This is a genomic window from Pseudomonas psychrophila, from assembly GCF_001043005.1.
Taxonomy (GTDB): Bacteria; Pseudomonadota; Gammaproteobacteria; order Pseudomonadales; family Pseudomonadaceae; genus Aquipseudomonas; species Aquipseudomonas psychrophila.
The window spans coordinates 85,446-101,082 of the sequence record NZ_JYKZ01000013.1; the positions used below are offsets into that span (position 1 = coordinate 85,446).

14 protein-coding genes are annotated in these 15,637 nt (G+C 56.3%); 10 read left to right on the forward strand and 4 right to left on the reverse strand.

Annotated elements, in window-relative coordinates:
- Positions 1-109: 109 nt before the first annotated feature.
- From hflK (TU76_RS21125) to cfaB, 5 genes are all read left to right on the forward strand, one after another.
- Positions 110-2,044: a protease modulator HflK gene (hflK, locus tag TU76_RS21125; RefSeq protein ID WP_019826892.1), complete on the forward strand. Its 1,935-nt coding sequence runs from the start codon at positions 110-112 to the stop codon at positions 2,042-2,044.
- 116 nt (positions 2,045-2,160) lie between these two features.
- Positions 2,161-3,069 carry a protease modulator HflC gene (gene hflC, locus TU76_RS21130; RefSeq protein ID WP_019826893.1) on the forward strand — a complete coding sequence of 303 codons (909 nt, stop codon included), beginning with the start codon at positions 2,161-2,163 and terminating at the stop codon, positions 3,067-3,069.
- Positions 3,066-4,124, forward strand: coding sequence for a protease modulator HflK (hflK, locus tag TU76_RS21135; RefSeq protein WP_046809495.1), 1,059 nt, complete (start codon positions 3,066-3,068; stop codon positions 4,122-4,124). The genes hflC and hflK (TU76_RS21135) overlap by 4 nt, the downstream gene beginning before the upstream one ends.
- On the forward strand, positions 4,121-6,037 hold the full coding sequence (locus TU76_RS21140; RefSeq protein ID WP_048352453.1) for a cation-translocating P-type ATPase: 1,917 nt from the start codon (positions 4,121-4,123) through the stop codon (positions 6,035-6,037). Before hflK (TU76_RS21135) ends, TU76_RS21140 begins: the two co-directional genes overlap by 4 nt.
- A gap of 114 nt (positions 6,038-6,151) precedes the next feature.
- A complete protein-coding gene (gene cfaB / locus TU76_RS21145; protein ID WP_019826897.1) occupies positions 6,152-7,336 on the forward strand; it encodes a C17 cyclopropane fatty acid synthase CfaB in 1,185 nt (394 codons plus the stop codon).
- Positions 7,337-7,408: 72 nt separating this feature from the next.
- Here the strand turns inward: cfaB and cls are convergent, their stop codons facing one another.
- Positions 7,409-8,848 (reverse strand): cardiolipin synthase, encoded by a 1,440-nt coding sequence (gene cls / locus TU76_RS21150; RefSeq protein WP_048352454.1) that lies wholly within the window; start codon positions 8,846-8,848, stop codon positions 7,409-7,411.
- A gap of 138 nt (positions 8,849-8,986) precedes the next feature.
- On the opposite strand from cls, the gene TU76_RS21155 reads away from it, so the two are divergent.
- Positions 8,987-9,505, forward strand: a complete 519-nt coding sequence (locus TU76_RS21155; protein ID WP_019826901.1) for a DUF3617 domain-containing protein — start codon at positions 8,987-8,989, stop codon at positions 9,503-9,505.
- Here TU76_RS21155 and TU76_RS21160 read toward each other — a convergent pair whose 3' ends face one another.
- Together TU76_RS21160 and folE2 are read right to left on the reverse strand one after the other, a co-directional pair.
- Positions 9,506-10,066: a gamma carbonic anhydrase family protein gene (locus TU76_RS21160; RefSeq protein ID WP_019826904.1), complete on the reverse strand. Its 561-nt coding sequence runs from the start codon at positions 10,064-10,066 to the stop codon at positions 9,506-9,508.
- On the reverse strand, positions 10,063-10,959 hold the full coding sequence (gene folE2 / locus TU76_RS21165) for a GTP cyclohydrolase FolE2 (protein ID WP_019826906.1): 897 nt from the start codon (positions 10,957-10,959) through the stop codon (positions 10,063-10,065). The genes TU76_RS21160 and folE2 overlap by 4 nt, the downstream gene beginning before the upstream one ends.
- Positions 10,960-11,106: 147 nt before the next feature.
- Here folE2 and zigA point away from each other — a divergent pair, with 147 nt between their 5' ends.
- The 3 genes from zigA to TU76_RS21180 are packed head-to-tail and all read left to right on the forward strand — an operon-like array spanning position 11,107 to position 13,979.
- Positions 11,107-12,315 (forward strand): zinc metallochaperone GTPase ZigA, encoded by a 1,209-nt coding sequence (zigA, locus tag TU76_RS21170; protein ID WP_046809493.1) that lies wholly within the window; start codon positions 11,107-11,109, stop codon positions 12,313-12,315.
- Complete coding sequence (locus TU76_RS21175) at positions 12,315-12,965, forward strand: DUF1826 domain-containing protein (protein ID WP_046809516.1); 651 nt, start codon at positions 12,315-12,317, stop codon at positions 12,963-12,965. Before zigA ends, TU76_RS21175 begins: the two co-directional genes overlap by 1 nt.
- Positions 12,966-13,004: 39 nt before the next feature.
- Positions 13,005-13,979: a CobW family GTP-binding protein gene (locus TU76_RS21180; protein ID WP_046809492.1), complete on the forward strand. Its 975-nt coding sequence runs from the start codon at positions 13,005-13,007 to the stop codon at positions 13,977-13,979.
- 197 nt (positions 13,980-14,176) lie between these two features.
- Here the strand turns inward: TU76_RS21180 and TU76_RS21185 are convergent, their stop codons facing one another.
- Positions 14,177-14,578 carry a DUF3301 domain-containing protein gene (locus TU76_RS21185; protein WP_019826913.1) on the reverse strand — a complete coding sequence of 134 codons (402 nt, stop codon included), beginning with the start codon at positions 14,576-14,578 and terminating at the stop codon, positions 14,177-14,179.
- A 113-nt stretch (positions 14,579-14,691) separates the two neighbouring features.
- On the opposite strand from TU76_RS21185, the gene pdxY reads away from it, so the two are divergent.
- Positions 14,692-15,564, forward strand: a complete 873-nt coding sequence (gene pdxY, locus TU76_RS21190; RefSeq protein WP_019826915.1) for a pyridoxal kinase PdxY — start codon at positions 14,692-14,694, stop codon at positions 15,562-15,564.
- Positions 15,565-15,637 lie beyond the last annotated feature (73 nt).

Consider the following 15,637-nt stretch of genomic DNA (forward strand, 5'->3'; position numbering starts at 1 on the left):
CACAGGATTTGCGCGCTCTATCCAGCAAAGATGAAGAATGCGTAAGCTGGACAAAAGTTTCATCATTTCTGCGATATCGTTACTAGATATTTCATAAGTGAGAATGTCCATGCGCGTCGATTTAGATGCCGAGGAGGGTGGCCTTGAGTCTCTACCTCGATTTCAAAGCGCCGGCGTTCAGGCTCGTCAGCTTTATCGGTCAGGGTTTTTACTGGCTGCTTTAGCGATCATGGCCTGGGCGCTGGCGTTTTTTATTGGTCTGTTTTCGTCGCAGTCGCTGTGGCCTGTACTACTGGGTAACAACGCAGCAGCCATGCTGGTGCTGGCGGCAGGGGCTCAATCGGCCTACTGGGTTGCGAGTTGGCGCCAGGCTGCCCTCCACACGGTCCCAGATGTGACCGAGCAGGTACCGGATCTACAAATGAGCGGTATCGACCGCTTGAGCCAACGATTTACTGCCGGGATGCAACATGTGCTGGCCACTATCGGTGCGCCTGTCTTATGGCTCGCCGGGCTGGGCGCCACGGCCTGGTGGAGTGTGCAGCACACCTGGAACATGGCACTGCCGGGTGTGGCGTTGGGTACCTGGGGCAGCATCGGTGCAGGCGTTGCGGTTCTAATGGCGTTTGCGTTGCTTGTGTTCGAGCGGTATCTGGCGCAGCAACTGCCCGCTCAATGGCCTGAAGCCCGTTGGCTGGCACCGCTGGTTCGCGTGCCCATCCTGACGTTATTACTGAGCGCCTTATGCCTGTTATTCAGTAGCGACGATGCGTTATGGCCATCCCGTTTAGCCGTATTGACAGGACTGTTGCCGGCGGCGGTGGCCATTGAGTACGTCTTGCGTGCTGTGGCGGCGCTGTTCAGTCCGCGTCGCGACACGTTTGAACCCCGCATGATTGCGCAAAGCTTTGTCGCGGGCATGTTGCGTTGGCCCCCTCAGCCATTATTGGCGCTGCAACTCGAACTGCATAACCGCTTTGGCATCGATCTGCGCCAGATCTGGGCGTTTACGTACATGCGTAAAGCGTTCTTCCCGGTGCTGGCGGTGGTTATCGTGACCGGCTGGGCACTGAGCGGTGTGAACGAAATCCCGCTGCAAGGTCGCGGCATTTATGAGCGCTTCGGTGAACCGGTCGACGTGTTGGGGCCGGGTTTGCACGCAGGTTTGCCGTGGCCTTTGGGGCGGGTGTTGACGGTCGAAAATGGTGGGGTACATGAACTGGCGACTAGCACCGAATCGTCGTCCGATCCGTTGCTCACGCCTGCTGATGGCTTGCCTCCACTTAGCGCCAATCGGTTGTGGGACGCCACCCATGTGAACGACAAGTCCCAGGTGATTGCCAGCGACAGTGGCGACAAGCAGGGCTTTCAGATCGTCAACATGGACGTCCGTTTTGTGTACCGCATTGGGCTGAGCGACCATGCCGCCATTGCGGCTACTTACCACAGCAATGATGTACCCACGCTGATCCGCAGTACCGCGAGCCGCATTCTGGTACACGACTTTGCCTCGCGTACGCTCGATGGTGTGCTCGGTGAGCAGCGCAGTGCGTTGGCCGATGATATCGGTCGTGCCGTTCAAGCCGATCTGGATTCCCTCGACAGCGGCGTCGAAATTCTCGCCACTGTGGTCGAAGCCATCCATCCCCCGGCCGGTGCAGCCAATGCCTATCACGGTGTCCAGGCTGCACAAATCAGTGCCCAGGCCCTGATTGCCCGGGAGCGGGGGGCGGCGAGCGAGCAAAGCAACGTCGCGCAATTACAGGCCAGCATCTTGCTGGACCAGGCCCATGCGCTGGCGCGTGAAGTAAACGCCACCGCACAGACGGCTGACCTGCGCTTTGGCGCCGAACAAAAAGCCTACGCCAGCGCCGGCCATGCGTTCCTGCTGGAGCAGTACTTGAGCCAATTAAGCCTGGGGCTGAACAACGCCAAATTGCTGATCCTCGACCATCGCCTCGGGGGCAGCAGCACGCCGACCCTCGATCTGCGTTCTTTCACGCTGCCGGCCGATCCTGTCGCGCCGCGTAAAGTTGCTCAGTAAGGAGCTTTCTTGTGTCTCAATCTCATGATCACAACGGCCATCATCATGGCTGTGCACACCACGGCCATCACCATCATGGCGACGCCCACGAGCCGAGCCCGTTCCCGTGGAGACGCATGGGTTGGGCGGCGCTGCTGGTGCTGTTCGCCATGGCCGCTGCAAGCCTGGTGCAAGTACGTTCTGGCGAAGCCACGGTCATCACCCGCTTTGGCAACCCGGCCCGGGTGCTGCTGGAACCGGGTTTGGGTTGGCGCTGGCCGGCACCGTTTGAAGTCAGCGTGCCGGTAGACTTGCGTCTGCGCACCACGTCCAGTGGCCTGCAAGACGTGGGCACCCGCGACGGTTTGCGGATTATTGTGCAAGCCTACGTGGCCTGGCAGGTACAACCTGATGCCGAGAATGTGCAGCGCTTCATGCGTGCCGTGCAAAATCAGCCGGACGAAGCGGCCCGGCAGATTCGCACTTTTGTCGGCTCTGCACTGGAAACCACAACCGCTAGCTTTGATCTTTCAAGCCTGGTGAATACGGATGCCAGTAAGGTCAAGATTGCCGATTTTGAAGCGCAATTGCGCCAGCAGATCGAACAGCAGCTGCTCAGCACTTATGGGGTACGCGTGCTGCAAGTAGGCGTGGAGCGGCTGACATTGCCGTCGGTCACGCTCACGGCCACGGTCGATCGCATGCGTGCCGAACGCGAAACAATTGCCACTGAGCGCACCGCTGTGGGCAAACGCGAAGCAGCGCAAATTCGTTCAGCAGCCGAGCGCGATGCGCGAATTCTCCAGGCCGATGCCGGCATCAAAGCTGCTGACATTGAAGCCCAATCCCGGGTCGAAGCCGCTCAGATTTACGGCCGGGCCTATGCCAGTTCGCCTGAGCTGTACAACGAACTGCGCTCCCTCGATACGCTGGGCACGATGGTCAATCCGGGCACTAAAATTATTCTGCGCACCGATGCCGCACCGTTTCGAGTATTGGTAGACGGGCCACCCAAGCTGGATACCAAGACTGGATCACAGCAATGAGCCACCCATCTGAGCAGACAAAAAAAGCCAGCAGCCCGTGGCAGCAAGCCGGACGGCTGGCTTTTTTGGGCCTGTACGCGGTTACGATTTTCGCCGCTGTGGCGTGGGGGGGTTCTAACGTGCGCCAGATCGATCCGCAAAACCGCGCTGTGGTGTTACGCCTGGGCGCGCTGGACCGTATTCAAAATGCCGGTTTGCTGTTGGCGTGGCCAAGGCCTTTCGAGCAAGTAGTGATCGTTCCTGCTGCAGACCGTGTGAGTGAACGCCGGGTACAAAACCTCCTGCGTTCTGATGCTGCGCTGCAGGCAGACCGGGTGGCTACGTTTGCTACGCCGATCAACGATGCGTTAGCCGGCTCCGGGTATTTGCTGACCGGCGATGCGGGTGTGGTGCAACTGGATGTGCGGGTGTTTTACAACGTCACCGAACCCTACGCGTTTGTGCTGCAAGGTGAACACGTCCTGCCAGCGCTGGATCGATTGGTGACCCGTAGCGCGGTGGCCCTGACGGCTGCTCGCGACCTGGACACCATTCTGGTGGCACGTCCCGAACTGATCGGCAGTGACAGCCAGGCGGCGGAACGCCGCGAGCGTTTGCGCGGTGATTTGGTGCAGGGCATCAATCAGCAACTTGCAGCCCTGAGTGCGACAGGCCAGAGCCTGGGCCTGGACGTTGTGCGCGTTGATGTGCAATCCAGTTTGCCGGGGCCTGCAGTGAATGCCTTCAACGCGGTACTGACGGCCAGTCAGCACGCCGAACAAGCGGTGGCAACAGCCCGTAATGAAGCTGCCAAAGTTACCCAGTCCGCCACGCAACAAGCTGACCGCAGTGTCGAGCAGGCCCAGGCTCAGGCCAGTGAACGTTTGGCCCGCGCTCAGGCGGACACATCCACCATCATCAATTTGGCCAAGGTGCAGCGGGCCGGTAATGACCCGGGCTTGATGCTACGTCTGTACCGCGAACGCATGCCGCACATTTTGGGGCAGGCCGGTTCTGTCACCAGCGTTGACCCTAATGATGATTCCCGCCTGATTATTCAGGGAGCCGAACAATGAGCACGTCCGCGACACAACCTGCCGTCAGCCTGCTGTCCGGCGCCGAGCAACGCAGCGCAGCGCGCCAATTGACCCTGGCCATGCTGGCGCTGGGCTTGTTGGGTTTGGGGTTGGTATGGCGCTGGTTGCTGCCGACACAAATTGGCGTCAGTCATTTACTGCTTGGTGTCGCGTCACTACTGGTGGCTATACCGGTGATGCGTTCGGCCTGGTACAGCCTGCGTTATCCAAGCCTGCACGGGATCACTGACCAGTTGATTGCTTTGGCCATGCTCGGAGCCTGGGCTACGGGAGATTTACTGACGGCGGCCCTGTTGCCGATCATCATGATTTTTGGCCACGTACTTGAAGAGCGCAGTGTGATCGGCTCACAGGAAGCGATCCACGCATTGGGCAAACTGACCCGCAGTCAGGCGCGTTTATTTCAGGCGGACGGCAGTTTGCTGGAAGTCGACAACGCCACCCTCAAGAGCGGTGATGAGGTGGAGGTGCGCGCCGGTGACCGAGTGCCCGCCGATGGTGTGGTGCTGACGGGGCAGGCCAGTCTCGACACCGCCTCGATTACCGGGGAGTCGGTGCCGCTTGAGGTCAGTAGTGGCATGCCGATCTTTGGTGGTGCGATCAACCTGGATGGCTTGCTGCGTGTTCAAGTCACGCGTACTGGCGAGGAGTCGACGCTGGGCAAGGTCATCGCCCTGATGCAAAACGCCGAGCGCGCCAAGCCACCGATTACCCGATTGCTTGAGCGCTATGCCGGTGGCTACATGGTGTTGGTATTGATGATTGCAGCCGTGACCTGGTTCACCACCAACGACGCTCAGGCGATGCTCGCAGTGTTGGTAGCAGCATGCCCTTGTGCATTGGTGTTGTCGGCACCCGCCACGGCGATTGCCGGAATTGCCGTCGCTGCGCGTCACGGCATTCTGATCCGCAGCTCGGCATTTCTCGAAGAGTTGGCGGACCTCACTTCGTTGGTGGTGGATAAAACCGGAACCCTGACGTACGGCACCCTGCGCTTGCTGGCTATTGAGACCGACGTCGCCGAGCAACAACCGCTGTTGCAACTGGCCGCCAGTTTGGGTGCAGCCAGCAGCCACCCGGTGAGCCGGGCCTTGGCCGCAGTGGTGAGTCACGAGCAGATGCTCACTCTGAATGACGTTCGCGAGCGTCAAGGGTTGGGCGTCGTGGCGACCACCGAGCGGGGTGAAGCCGCTTTGGGCCGCCCTGAGTTATTAAGCCAGTTGGGTATCTGCACGACCTCCGTGCCGGAGCACGACGGGCCCATTGCCGGGCTATCGCTCAATGGCAACTTTCTGGGTTGGTTGCTGCTGGCGGACAGCATCAAACCTGAAGCCCGGCAGGCGTTGAGCGAACTGCGCGAGCTTGGGCTTGGGCGTCAGGTGTTGCTGACCGGTGATCGCCAGAGCGTGGCTGAGCAGTTGGCACATACCGTCGGTATCAGCGAAGTTCAGGCGCAGGCACTTCCCGAAGACAAACTTGATCGCGTTTTAAGTGAAATCGACAACGGTTTTCGGCCCATGGTGGTAGGTGATGGCATCAACGATTCGCTGGCGCTCAAGGCCGGTGTGGTCGGGGTTGCCATGGGCGCAGGCGGGGCGGATATCGCGCTGGCGTCATCGGACATCGTGTTGATAGGGAGTGACTTGCGGCGGCTGGGAACCTGCGTGCGCCTGAGTCGCGAGTGTCGTCATACGTTGCAGGTCAACGTGATCATCGGTTTGGGCTGGACCCTGGCCATCGTGGCTGGCGCGGCGTTTGGCTGGCTGGGTGCGGCCGGCGCAATGATTGCTGCCGTGTTGCATAACCTCAGCACGTTACTGGTATTGGGTAATGCAGGGCGTTTGTTGAGGTTTCATGAGCCTTTGGTGGCGCTTAAGCCTCCCGGGGCATGATTTAGATAAGGGGGCTGTACCCGCTCTAGTGCACACCTCTGGTCCATGAAACTGACAGCGTACGTTATTCGTCTAACCTATAGTTTTGATATCTGAACTGAAGGAGGAACACAGATGCTCGCGCAACTTCCGCCGGCCTTACAGAAACTTCAACTTCCATTACGGCTAAGGCTGTGGGACGGTCACGAGTTCAATTTTGGCCCGACACCCAGCGTCACGATTGTGGTCAAGGACCCAACCCTGGTGGCTCAATTTACCCATCCCAGTCTGGACCTTCTGGGCAGTGCTTTTGTTGAGGGTCGGCTTGAACTGGAAGGCTCTATCAGCGAAGCCATTCGCGTGTGCGATGAATTGAGTCAGGCATTGTTGGACGATGAGGACGACACTCCACCGCCTCGCGTTCATCACGACAAAGCCACGGATGCCGAGTCCATTTCGTATCACTACGATCTCTCCAACGACTTCTACCAGTTGTGGCTCGACCGCGACATGGCCTATTCCTGTGGGTATTTCGAAACCGGGGAAGAGAGCCTGGATGAAGCACAGCAAGCCAAGTTCCGCCTGCTATGTCGCAAGCTGCGGCTCAAACCCGGCGAATATTTATTGGATGTTGGTTGTGGGTGGGGCGGGCTGGCGCGTTTTGCCGCGAGGGAGTACGGGGTCAAGGTATTCGGAATCACCCTGAGCAAAGAGCAACTCACATTGGCTCGCGAGCGGGTTAACGCCGAAGGCTTGCAGGACAAGGTTGATCTGCAACTGCTGGACTATCGGGATCTGCCCCAAGATGGGCGGTTCGATAAAATTGTCAGCGTTGGGATGTTCGAACACGTGGGGCACGCCAACCTTCGCGAGTATTGCGAGATTCTGTCCAAGGCCGTGCGTGAGGGCGGACTGGTGATGAATCACGGGATTACCTCCAAGCACACCGATGGTCGTCAGGTAGGACGGGGAGCAGGAGATTTCATCGACCGTTATGTGTTCCCCAACGGGGAGTTGCCGCATCTGTCGATGATGACTGCCGAGATCAGCGAGGCGGGACTGGAAGTGGTGGATGTCGAAAGTTTGCGCCTGCATTACGCGCGCACACTGGAGCACTGGAGCCAGCGTCTCGAGCAAAACCTTGAGGCTGCAGCCAAACAAGTACCGGAACAAGCGCTGCGTATTTGGCGGCTGTATCTGGCTGGGTGTGCCTATGCCTTTGCTCATGGGTGGATCAACATCGACCAGATTCTGGCGACCAAGCCACATGCCGATGGCTCGCTGGAGCTGCCACCGACCCGAGCGGATATTTATCGCTGACAGCTTTTTACAAAGTAGAGAAAAGGCCGTGACGTCAACAGACCACCCTGGACTGGAGCGTCACGGCCTTTTTTATAGAACAGGCGAAACCAGGCGGGCGATTCGCATGCCCAGTTGCTGCAATCGATGTGTGGCCTTGATATCCGCTTCAGTGATTTCGCGGGCCAGCGCGAAGTCATCGAGCAGCATATGCTCGACCTCTCTGGCGAACGCTTCGTCGACCGTAAGCAGCATCACTTCAAAGTTGAGACGGAACGAACGGTTGTCCATATTGGCACTGCCAATGGCGCTGATTTCGTCATCCACCAACACCACTTTTTGATGCACAAAACCGGGTTGATAACGGAAGATCCGCACGCCTGCGTGAACCGCTTCGAAGGCGTAAAGGCTGGATGCTGCATACACAATTTTATGGTCCGGGCGCGAAGGTATCAGGATCCGTACATCGACACCCCGCAGTACGGCGAGCCTCAAGGCTGAGAACACCGCCTCATCGGGAACAAAGTAGGGGGTCGTAATCCACACCCTGTGATTGGCGGCATGGATGGCTTCCACGAAAAACAACGAACAGGTCTCGTACGGATCTGCAGGACCGCTGGCCAGAAACTGGCAGAGTACGCCACCGTCCGGATAGCTTTGAGGCAGGATCAGGGGGGGCAGTTTGCGCGCAGCCCAGAACCAGTCTTCCGCAAAGGACTCCTGCAGGCAGGCCACCACCGGTCCGGTGACCTCGACATGGGTATCGCGCCATGGAGACAACGGTGGCTTCGCCCCAAGGTATTCATCCCCTACGTTGTGCCCTCCAACAAAGCCCCGCACCCCGTCTACAACGACCACTTTTCGGTGGTTGCGAAAGTTCACCTGGAAGCGACTGATCCAACCGCCATGTGTGGCAAATGCATACGATTGAACACCGCCTGCGCGCAAAGACTCGGCATAACTGTTGGGCAGGGCATGACTGCCGATACTGTCATAGAGCAGATGCACCGCGACCCCTTGAGCTGCTTTTTCCAGGAGCAGTGCATGCAGCTTCATCCCCAACACATCGTCGTGAACGATGAAGAACTGGACCAGCACGACTTCTTTTGCTGCGCGGATGGCTTCAAAAATAGCGTCGAATGTAGCTGTGCCGTTGATTAACAAACGCACGTTGTTGTTTGCCAGGCAGGGCATGCGCCCCAACCTGGGCATCGCCCGTAACGAGGCATAAGCTTTTGAGTTGCGTGCAGCGAGTGCTTCTTCAACCCAAGGTCGCCAGCTCAGGTGAGTGATGGCTTCGCGCATCTCCTGATTGGCATCACGCCGGGCGCGAATGTAATCGTCAAACGTACTGCGCCCAAAAATCAGATACGGAATGAGTGTGAAGTATGGAATGAAGAACAATGACATGGCCCAGGCAATCGAGCCTTGGGCCGTCCTGACGGTTAAGACCGCATGTACGGCAGCAATCAAGCCTAAGCTGTGGATTAATAAAATCAGATAACCAAATACGTGCGGGCCTAGATAATCCATGCGTATCCTTGCTCCTCAATGTTCAATGCAAATGACAGACTGACCACGTTCTGTTGTGAATGTCCCTGTTTAGGGTGTTGGTTGCAACACTCGCCCTTTTTCGACGTCTAACGCTGACAATTGCGTAGGAGTTATTTGATGAATGTTCGTCTGCTTGGGTTGTTCATGGCCTGTGGTTTGTCGATCCCGGTGGCTCAGGCCCAAATGCTGCAGCCTGGGCTTTGGGAGCTCAGCTCCAGCAATATGCAGGTAGACGGCCAACAATTACCTGAACTGCAGGTAATGTTAGGCCAATTACAGAATATGCTGACCCCGGAACAAAAAGCCCAACTGGAGAGCCAGGGGCTAACCATGGCGGGTAAAGGTGTTCGTGTCTGCCTCACCCCTGATCAAGTGAAAACAGATGACATCCCGCTGACGGATCCCAAGTCGGGATGTAATCAGCAGATCACTGAGCGTAGTGGAAATCAGTGGAAGTTTCGCTTTAGTTGTCCAAAAGCCCAGGGCGCAGGTGTGGCAACTTTTGCCAGTGATCGTGAGTTCACCACCCAAGTTAATGGCACCTTTAACGCGACCGGGATTCAGCAGAAGGGCAGCATGGATACCCGTGCTGTCTGGTTGGGTCAAAACTGTGGAACAGTCAAACCGCGCACTTGATTAGAACTCGTTTTGCAGCGCTTTATAGCCGCGCACCAGATCGACATTGGTGCGGGCTACATCTTCTGAAAACTCCGATGCACTGACACTGACCGGGGCAAATTGGCTCAGGTCAGTGTTTGGCCCGATACGGGTCGTGGACGGTACGTAAAAATTATCCGGCAGGTCGCGGCCATCGACGACCGAGTTATGCCGTACCACACACCCGTCCCCCAACTCGCAATTGAACAGCACACTGTTGAAACCGATAAACACTCGATCACCTACACGGCAGGGGCCGTGAACGATGGAGCGGTGTGCTATCGAAGTGCTCTCACCAATAGTGACTGCCGCACCGGACTTCGAATGAATCACCACCCCGTCCTGGATATTGGAATTGGCACCGATAGTGATCGCAAGCATGCCACCCTGACTGTCCACCTCGTCGGCGCGTATCACGGCATATGGCCCGACAAATACGTTTTCGCCAATGACTACCTTGCCGCAAATAATCGCGGTTCTATCGACGTACGCTGACTCAGCAATCTGGGGTAAATCACCGGACGGGTTCTTGCGGATCATCGTGTTCTCCAGTTCCAGTGACTCTCGGCCACGGCATCATGGCTATGCAAACTTTCGGCGTGTACCACTTTTAAGTTGAAGCCTTTAACGCCTGGGACAACCTTTAAAGCGACATTCAGTCGGCGTGCTGCATCCTCACAGAACATCAGGTTTTGACCATTTGCTAACGCGAAGGCTTGTTCATCCGCACGCTTCACTGCCGTTTGTACGGCGGTACCCAATGCGCCTTCTGCTTCATCGATAAGCATGTTGATCGGGAAATGCTGCAGTTCAGTGCTGAGGAGAGTCTGCAAATAGGCGGTGCTGCGCTGGCTATGGGGTGTTGCAACAATGCCCTGCGCACTGCCAAGCCAGGTTAAAACTTCGGCGTGTTGGAGTGGTTTGTTGGCGAAGTCATTGACGAATTGTTGCTGGATTAACTGCCTGGCCAATGCCGCTGAGCACGGGCAAGTCGATGAGTAATCCACCTCAATTTTTAGTTCCACGTGGAACATTCCGTTTTTCAGAGACGCATCGATACTCACTGGGTAACTCTTCCAACCACTCAAAGGGCTGACTAAAGCGGGGCGTTTAAGCAGTACGTGGGTGTGAATTCGCAGGTAGGCGCAGATCGATAAATCGTCATGGCTATCGAGAAATTGCTGCAAAACTTTTTTAAAAACGAGAGGGTTCAGGTCCTGCGACTCGAGTACTTTTAGCGCTAAATAAAGTCGCGACATATGAATCCCACGGGCTTCACCGTCATCCAGGCTCACACCTGCATCGGCTGTTGCGGTGAGTCTCTGACCGTCAATCACAACAGGCAGCGCAATACCGCACATTCCAACCCATTCTAGTGGGACAGCTTGTCGGGCGTTTTGTGACGCAATGTCGGGAAGGGTGAGGGCATTCATAGGGGCTTCCATCGAGGGAGTGGGTGTTTTGTTACTTAATAACAATTTTAATACTTTGTATTGTTATAATGTATCACTATCGACGATCGAAAATGATCGAGCCAACAAGCGGGCGCTTTGACCTGCCAATCCTGATGAGGAACTCCCATGCCTAAACGTCTGCCGGTGACAGTGCTGTCCGGATTTCTCGGAGCAGGAAAAAGCACCCTGCTAAATTATATTTTGCGTAACCGCGACAACTTGCGCGTGGCGGTGATCGTTAACGACATGAGCGAAATAAATATTGATGGCGGAGCCGTTCAGCGCGACGTGACCTTGAATCGTGCTGAAGAAAAACTCGTCGAAATGAGCAATGGCTGCATCTGCTGCACCCTGCGGGAAGACTTGCTGGAGGAGGTCAGTGCATTGGCAAAGGACGGACGATTTGATTATTTATTGATCGAATCGACGGGTATTTCAGAGCCTCTGCCAGTGGCCGAAACCTTTACTTTCCGTGACGAAACGGGCCAAAGCCTGGCTGATGTTGCCCGTCTGGACACCATGGTCACGGTGGTGGACGGCCTTAGTTTCTTGCAGGATTTTCAAGCCGCAGAGAGCCTGGACTCACGGGGCGAAACGCTTGGAGAATCCGACGAACGGTCAATTACTGATTTATTGATTGAGCAAATCGAGTTCGCTGACGTTATTTTGATCAGCAAAATTGACCTGATCAGTCGTGCCGACAGGCAGGAATTAATCGCCATTTTGCAGCGCCTGAATGCTCAGGCAGAAATCATTCCCATGGTCATGGGTGAAGTTCCGCTGCATAAAATTCTCGATACCGGACGCTTTGATTTTGAGCGTGCGGCGCAGGCACCCGGCTGGTTGCAAGAATTGCGCGGTGAGCATGTACCTGAAACCGACGAATATGGCATTGCTTCCAGCGCCTACCGCGCTCGTCGTCCGTTTCATCCCGAGCGTTTTTATAATTTTATCGAGCGTCCCTGGACCAACGGCAAGCTGCTGCGCTCCAAAGGCTTTTTCTGGCTGGCCAGCAAGTATCAGGAGGCGGGCAGTTGGTCCCAGGCAGGCGGCCTGATGCGCTATGGATTTGCCGGGCGCTGGTGGCGCTTTGTACCCCGTGACCAATGGCCGCACGATCCGCAAACCCGAGCGGAAATTCTTCAAAAATGGCTGCCAGACACTGCAGATTGCCGTCAGGAGTTGGTGTTTATAGGCCAGCACATCGATTTCTCCCTTCTCACGCTTGAACTCGACGCCTGCTTGCTCAGCGATGCTGAGATGGCATTGGGGGAAGCGAGCTGGAAACAACTGAATGATCCGTTTGGTGAATGGCATGAAGAGGTGGCTGCATGATGAACGCTTATGCCCCTACAGCGCTGCCTTTGACCCATCAGGCCTGCGGGCAAACCCCGGAGGTCATGACGAAGATTCTCGACGAAAACGTCAATCTGGCCCTCTGGCAGCGTCAGTTGCCTGTGCATATCGTTGATTTCGGGGCTCTATTGCTTTCGCTTGATGAGCCATTGGCTGACGCCATTGTTGTTGAAATGCCCAATGAAAAAACTCAGCCCAACCTGCAGGGGCTTGCCTCAAGGTTCAATGATCTGGAGGGCTATACAGGCTTCATTGCCGATGTTTCCTGGCTGGTGAGTGCCTATGCGTGCCTGTTGGGCGCAAAACGCATTGGGCTGCGTCTCAGGGCGCTGGATAAGGCCATGTGCCCACGATTTCATGTGGACCACGTACCTGTGCGACTTATTACCACTTATGCGGGAATTGGCAGCCAATGGTTGGAAGAGGGTGTGATGGAGCGTTCGCAGCTGGGCCATCAGCAGGCCGAGCCAACCCGGGCGGGGTTGATCCAGCAAGTCAATGCCGGTGAGGTAGCTTTGCTCAAAGGCGAAAAGTGGCAGGGCAATGAGGGTGCGGGCTTGATTCATCGTTCGCCAGCATTGGCGCCGGGCGAGCGCCGATTGATTTTGACCCTCGATTGGCTGGCCTGAGGCATATTGCTGCTTTGATCCACACAGAAGCTGGCGATCATGTTGCAGAACATACCCACCCACGTGATTGCCGGGCCACTCGGCGCCGGCAAAACCAGTCTGATCCAGCACCTGATGGCGCAAAAACCCGCCCACGAGCGCTGGGCAGTGTTGGTGAATGAATTCGGTCAAATAGGTTTGGATGCGGCCCTGATGAGTCAGGGAGACGATGCAATTGCCATTGCCGAAGTGGCGGGCGGTTGCGTGTGCTGCGTCAATGGCGCGCCTTTTCAGATCGGCTTGAGCCGTCTATTACGCAAGGCTCGCCCCGATCGATTGTTTATTGAACCTTCCGGTTTGGGTCACCCCGTACAGATTTTGAAGCAACTCAGTGAGGCGCCCTGGCTGGGTGTTTTGGCGCTGCAGCCGTGCGTCATGGTGCTCGATGCACAGGCCTTGGCCCAAGACAAACCTTTGCCCGAAACCCAGCAAGAAGCCCTGAAAAGTGCTGGTTTAGTGGTCATGAATAAATCTAATAGTGTCCCAAATGAGCAACGTGAGCAGATTGCATGCAGCCTGCCAAAGTGCCCTGTTTTATGGGTCGAGCATGGCCGCATCCCTTTAAATACGCTGCCTGCAGCCTGTATGAATGATTCTCATGCTGTGGATAACTCTTTGATTTATAAGGATTTTAATCAAATCGGCAGCGTCTTATCAGACCCTCTCACGCCCATTGTAATGACTCAGCTTCAGCCCGAAGCCTGGAGTGTGGGGTGGCGTTGGCATGCCTCTCGACAGTTTGATTTGGGTTTGCTGCAGCTGTGGCTTGAAAGCCTCAATTGGCGCCGTGCCAAGTTGGTCATTCATGGCTCGGCGGGCTGGTTTTCAAGTAATTCTGTGGATAACTCGATCGCTGAGTGGAAACCGAGTGAGTGGCGCAGGGATTCACGCCTCGAATTAATCTTTGATCACCCCCAAGACCTGGATTTGCTTCGCTCGGGGCTGGAAAACTGCCTGAAAAAGGACGTTTTTTAGGGAGTGGGTGGACGGCGAGAGCAAGAAAGCGGGACGTTTTACCTGATTCTGTGCTGGTAAAATTGTCCTACAAGGTTAAGTGTGCGCATTGATTTCCCTTGGCTAAAAACCATGAGAAGTGTCTATCTCAATGGTTTTAGCCTGTTTTGCAGGGAAGTTATCCACAGGTGCTTTGCAGGTGAGGCGTGTGAGGGGGCTCAGTGGCGGGTCTTGCTGTGTTCCTGACGCCACTGGCTGAGCTCAATCACTTGAGCGCTGGGAATCTCGCTTGGCTCAGGCTCGGTTTGGAACGGATAGGGCGGCAGTTCGATTTTTGCGCTATGGGCACCGAACTGGGTAATGGTCCCGGTATGACGCTGATCCCCAGTGACCGTGAATTCGAAGTTATACACACGGGCCAGGCGTTTGTTGCCGTTGGCATCGGGTATCAAGCCGATTTTTTTGAGTGCCACGTTTTCATCCAGCAACTCGATATCGAGATTTTTGCAGTGCTGTTTGACGCGTTCCAGCGCCCGCTCGCGCAAACCGTGGTTGTGCCATAGCCAGGCTGCGCCAGTGGCCAGCAGCATCAGCACAAACATATTTCCTAAGGTCAGCATTACATGTGCTCCAACAGATTGTGCTCAGCTTAACTGCGTCTTCAACCTGTCGTACAGGCCGCGTTTCGTCGCATACTGCGTGGCTTGAATCCACCCGTAGTCTGGAATCCGGCATGAAACGTACACCTCATTTACTAGCCATCCAATCCCACGTGGTTTTCGGCCATGCCGGCAACAGCGCAGCCGTTTTCCCTATGCAGCGTGTGGGGGTGAATGTCTGGCCTCTGAACACGGTGCAGTTCTCCAACCACACTCAGTATGGTCAGTGGACAGGCGAAGTGTTGGCTCCTGAGCAAATTCCTTCACTTGTTGACGGAATTGCCGCCATCGGTGAGCTGGGCAACTGTGATGCGGTGTTGTCCGGTTACCTGGGCAGTGCGGCTCAGGGGCGAGCAATTTTGAGTGGCGTGGCGCGTATCAAGGCAGTTAATCCCCATGCGCTGTACCTGTGTGACCCGGTGATGGGCCACCCGGAGAAAGGTTGCATCGTCCCCCAGGAGGTCAGTGATTTCCTGCTTGAAGAAGCTGTCGCGATGGCAGATTTTTTGTGCCCCAATCAGCTGGAACTGGACAGTTTTTGCGGTCGCCATCCGCAATCGTTGTTTGACTGCCTGGCGATGGCCCGCAGCCTGCTGGCCCGCGGCCCTAAAGCGGTGCTGGTGAAGCATTTGTCATATCCCGGCAAGCCGGCAGAAAGTTTTGAGATGCTGCTGGTAACGGCAGAAGGGAACTGGCACTTGCGCCGTCCATTGTTGGCCTTCCCGCGTCAGCCGGTGGGTGTGGGCGATCTGACGTCAGGATTATTTTTAGCGCGGGTATTGCTGGGCGACAGCCTGCTGGCTGCTTTTGAATTCACAGCAGCGGCGGTGCACGAGGTGCTGCTGGAAACCCAGGCCTGTACCAGCTACGAATTGCAGCTGGTCCGGTCCCAGGACCGCATCGCTCATCCGCGTGTGCGGTTTGAGGCAGTGCCGATCAGTTTGTAAGCATATTCGGTTTTTTTGTGGGAGCGAGCCTGCTCGCGAACGACCTTCGCGACCAGGCCCGCTCCCACAGGTC

Bases quoted from the DNA above. Each gene is read 5' to 3' on its own strand.
- TU76_RS21160 (WP_019826904.1), bottom strand. From the start codon at position 10,066: ATGATCCGCAAGAACCCGTCCGGTGATTTACCCCAGATTGCTGAGTCA.
- TU76_RS21140 (WP_048352453.1), top strand. From the start codon at position 4,121: ATGAGCACGTCCGCGACACAACCTGCCGTCAGCCTGCTGTCCGGCGCC.
- TU76_RS21175 (WP_046809516.1), top strand. From the start codon at position 12,315: ATGAACGCTTATGCCCCTACAGCGCTGCCTTTGACCCATCAGGCCTGC.
- zigA (WP_046809493.1), top strand. From the start codon at position 11,107: ATGCCTAAACGTCTGCCGGTGACAGTGCTGTCCGGATTTCTCGGAGCA.
- TU76_RS21180 (WP_046809492.1), top strand. From the start codon at position 13,005: ATGTTGCAGAACATACCCACCCACGTGATTGCCGGGCCACTCGGCGCC.
- pdxY (WP_019826915.1), top strand. From the start codon at position 14,692: ATGAAACGTACACCTCATTTACTAGCCATCCAATCCCACGTGGTTTTC.
- hflC (WP_019826893.1), top strand. From the start codon at position 2,161: ATGGGTTGGGCGGCGCTGCTGGTGCTGTTCGCCATGGCCGCTGCAAGC.
- hflK (WP_046809495.1), top strand. From the start codon at position 3,066: ATGAGCCACCCATCTGAGCAGACAAAAAAAGCCAGCAGCCCGTGGCAG.
- folE2 (WP_019826906.1), bottom strand. From the start codon at position 10,959: ATGAATGCCCTCACCCTTCCCGACATTGCGTCACAAAACGCCCGACAA.
- cls (WP_048352454.1), bottom strand. From the start codon at position 8,848: ATGGATTATCTAGGCCCGCACGTATTTGGTTATCTGATTTTATTAATC.
- TU76_RS21155 (WP_019826901.1), top strand. From the start codon at position 8,987: ATGAATGTTCGTCTGCTTGGGTTGTTCATGGCCTGTGGTTTGTCGATC.
- cfaB (WP_019826897.1), top strand. From the start codon at position 6,152: ATGCTCGCGCAACTTCCGCCGGCCTTACAGAAACTTCAACTTCCATTA.
- TU76_RS21185 (WP_019826913.1), bottom strand. From the start codon at position 14,578: ATGCTGACCTTAGGAAATATGTTTGTGCTGATGCTGCTGGCCACTGGC.
- hflK (WP_019826892.1), top strand. From the start codon at position 110: ATGCGCGTCGATTTAGATGCCGAGGAGGGTGGCCTTGAGTCTCTACCT.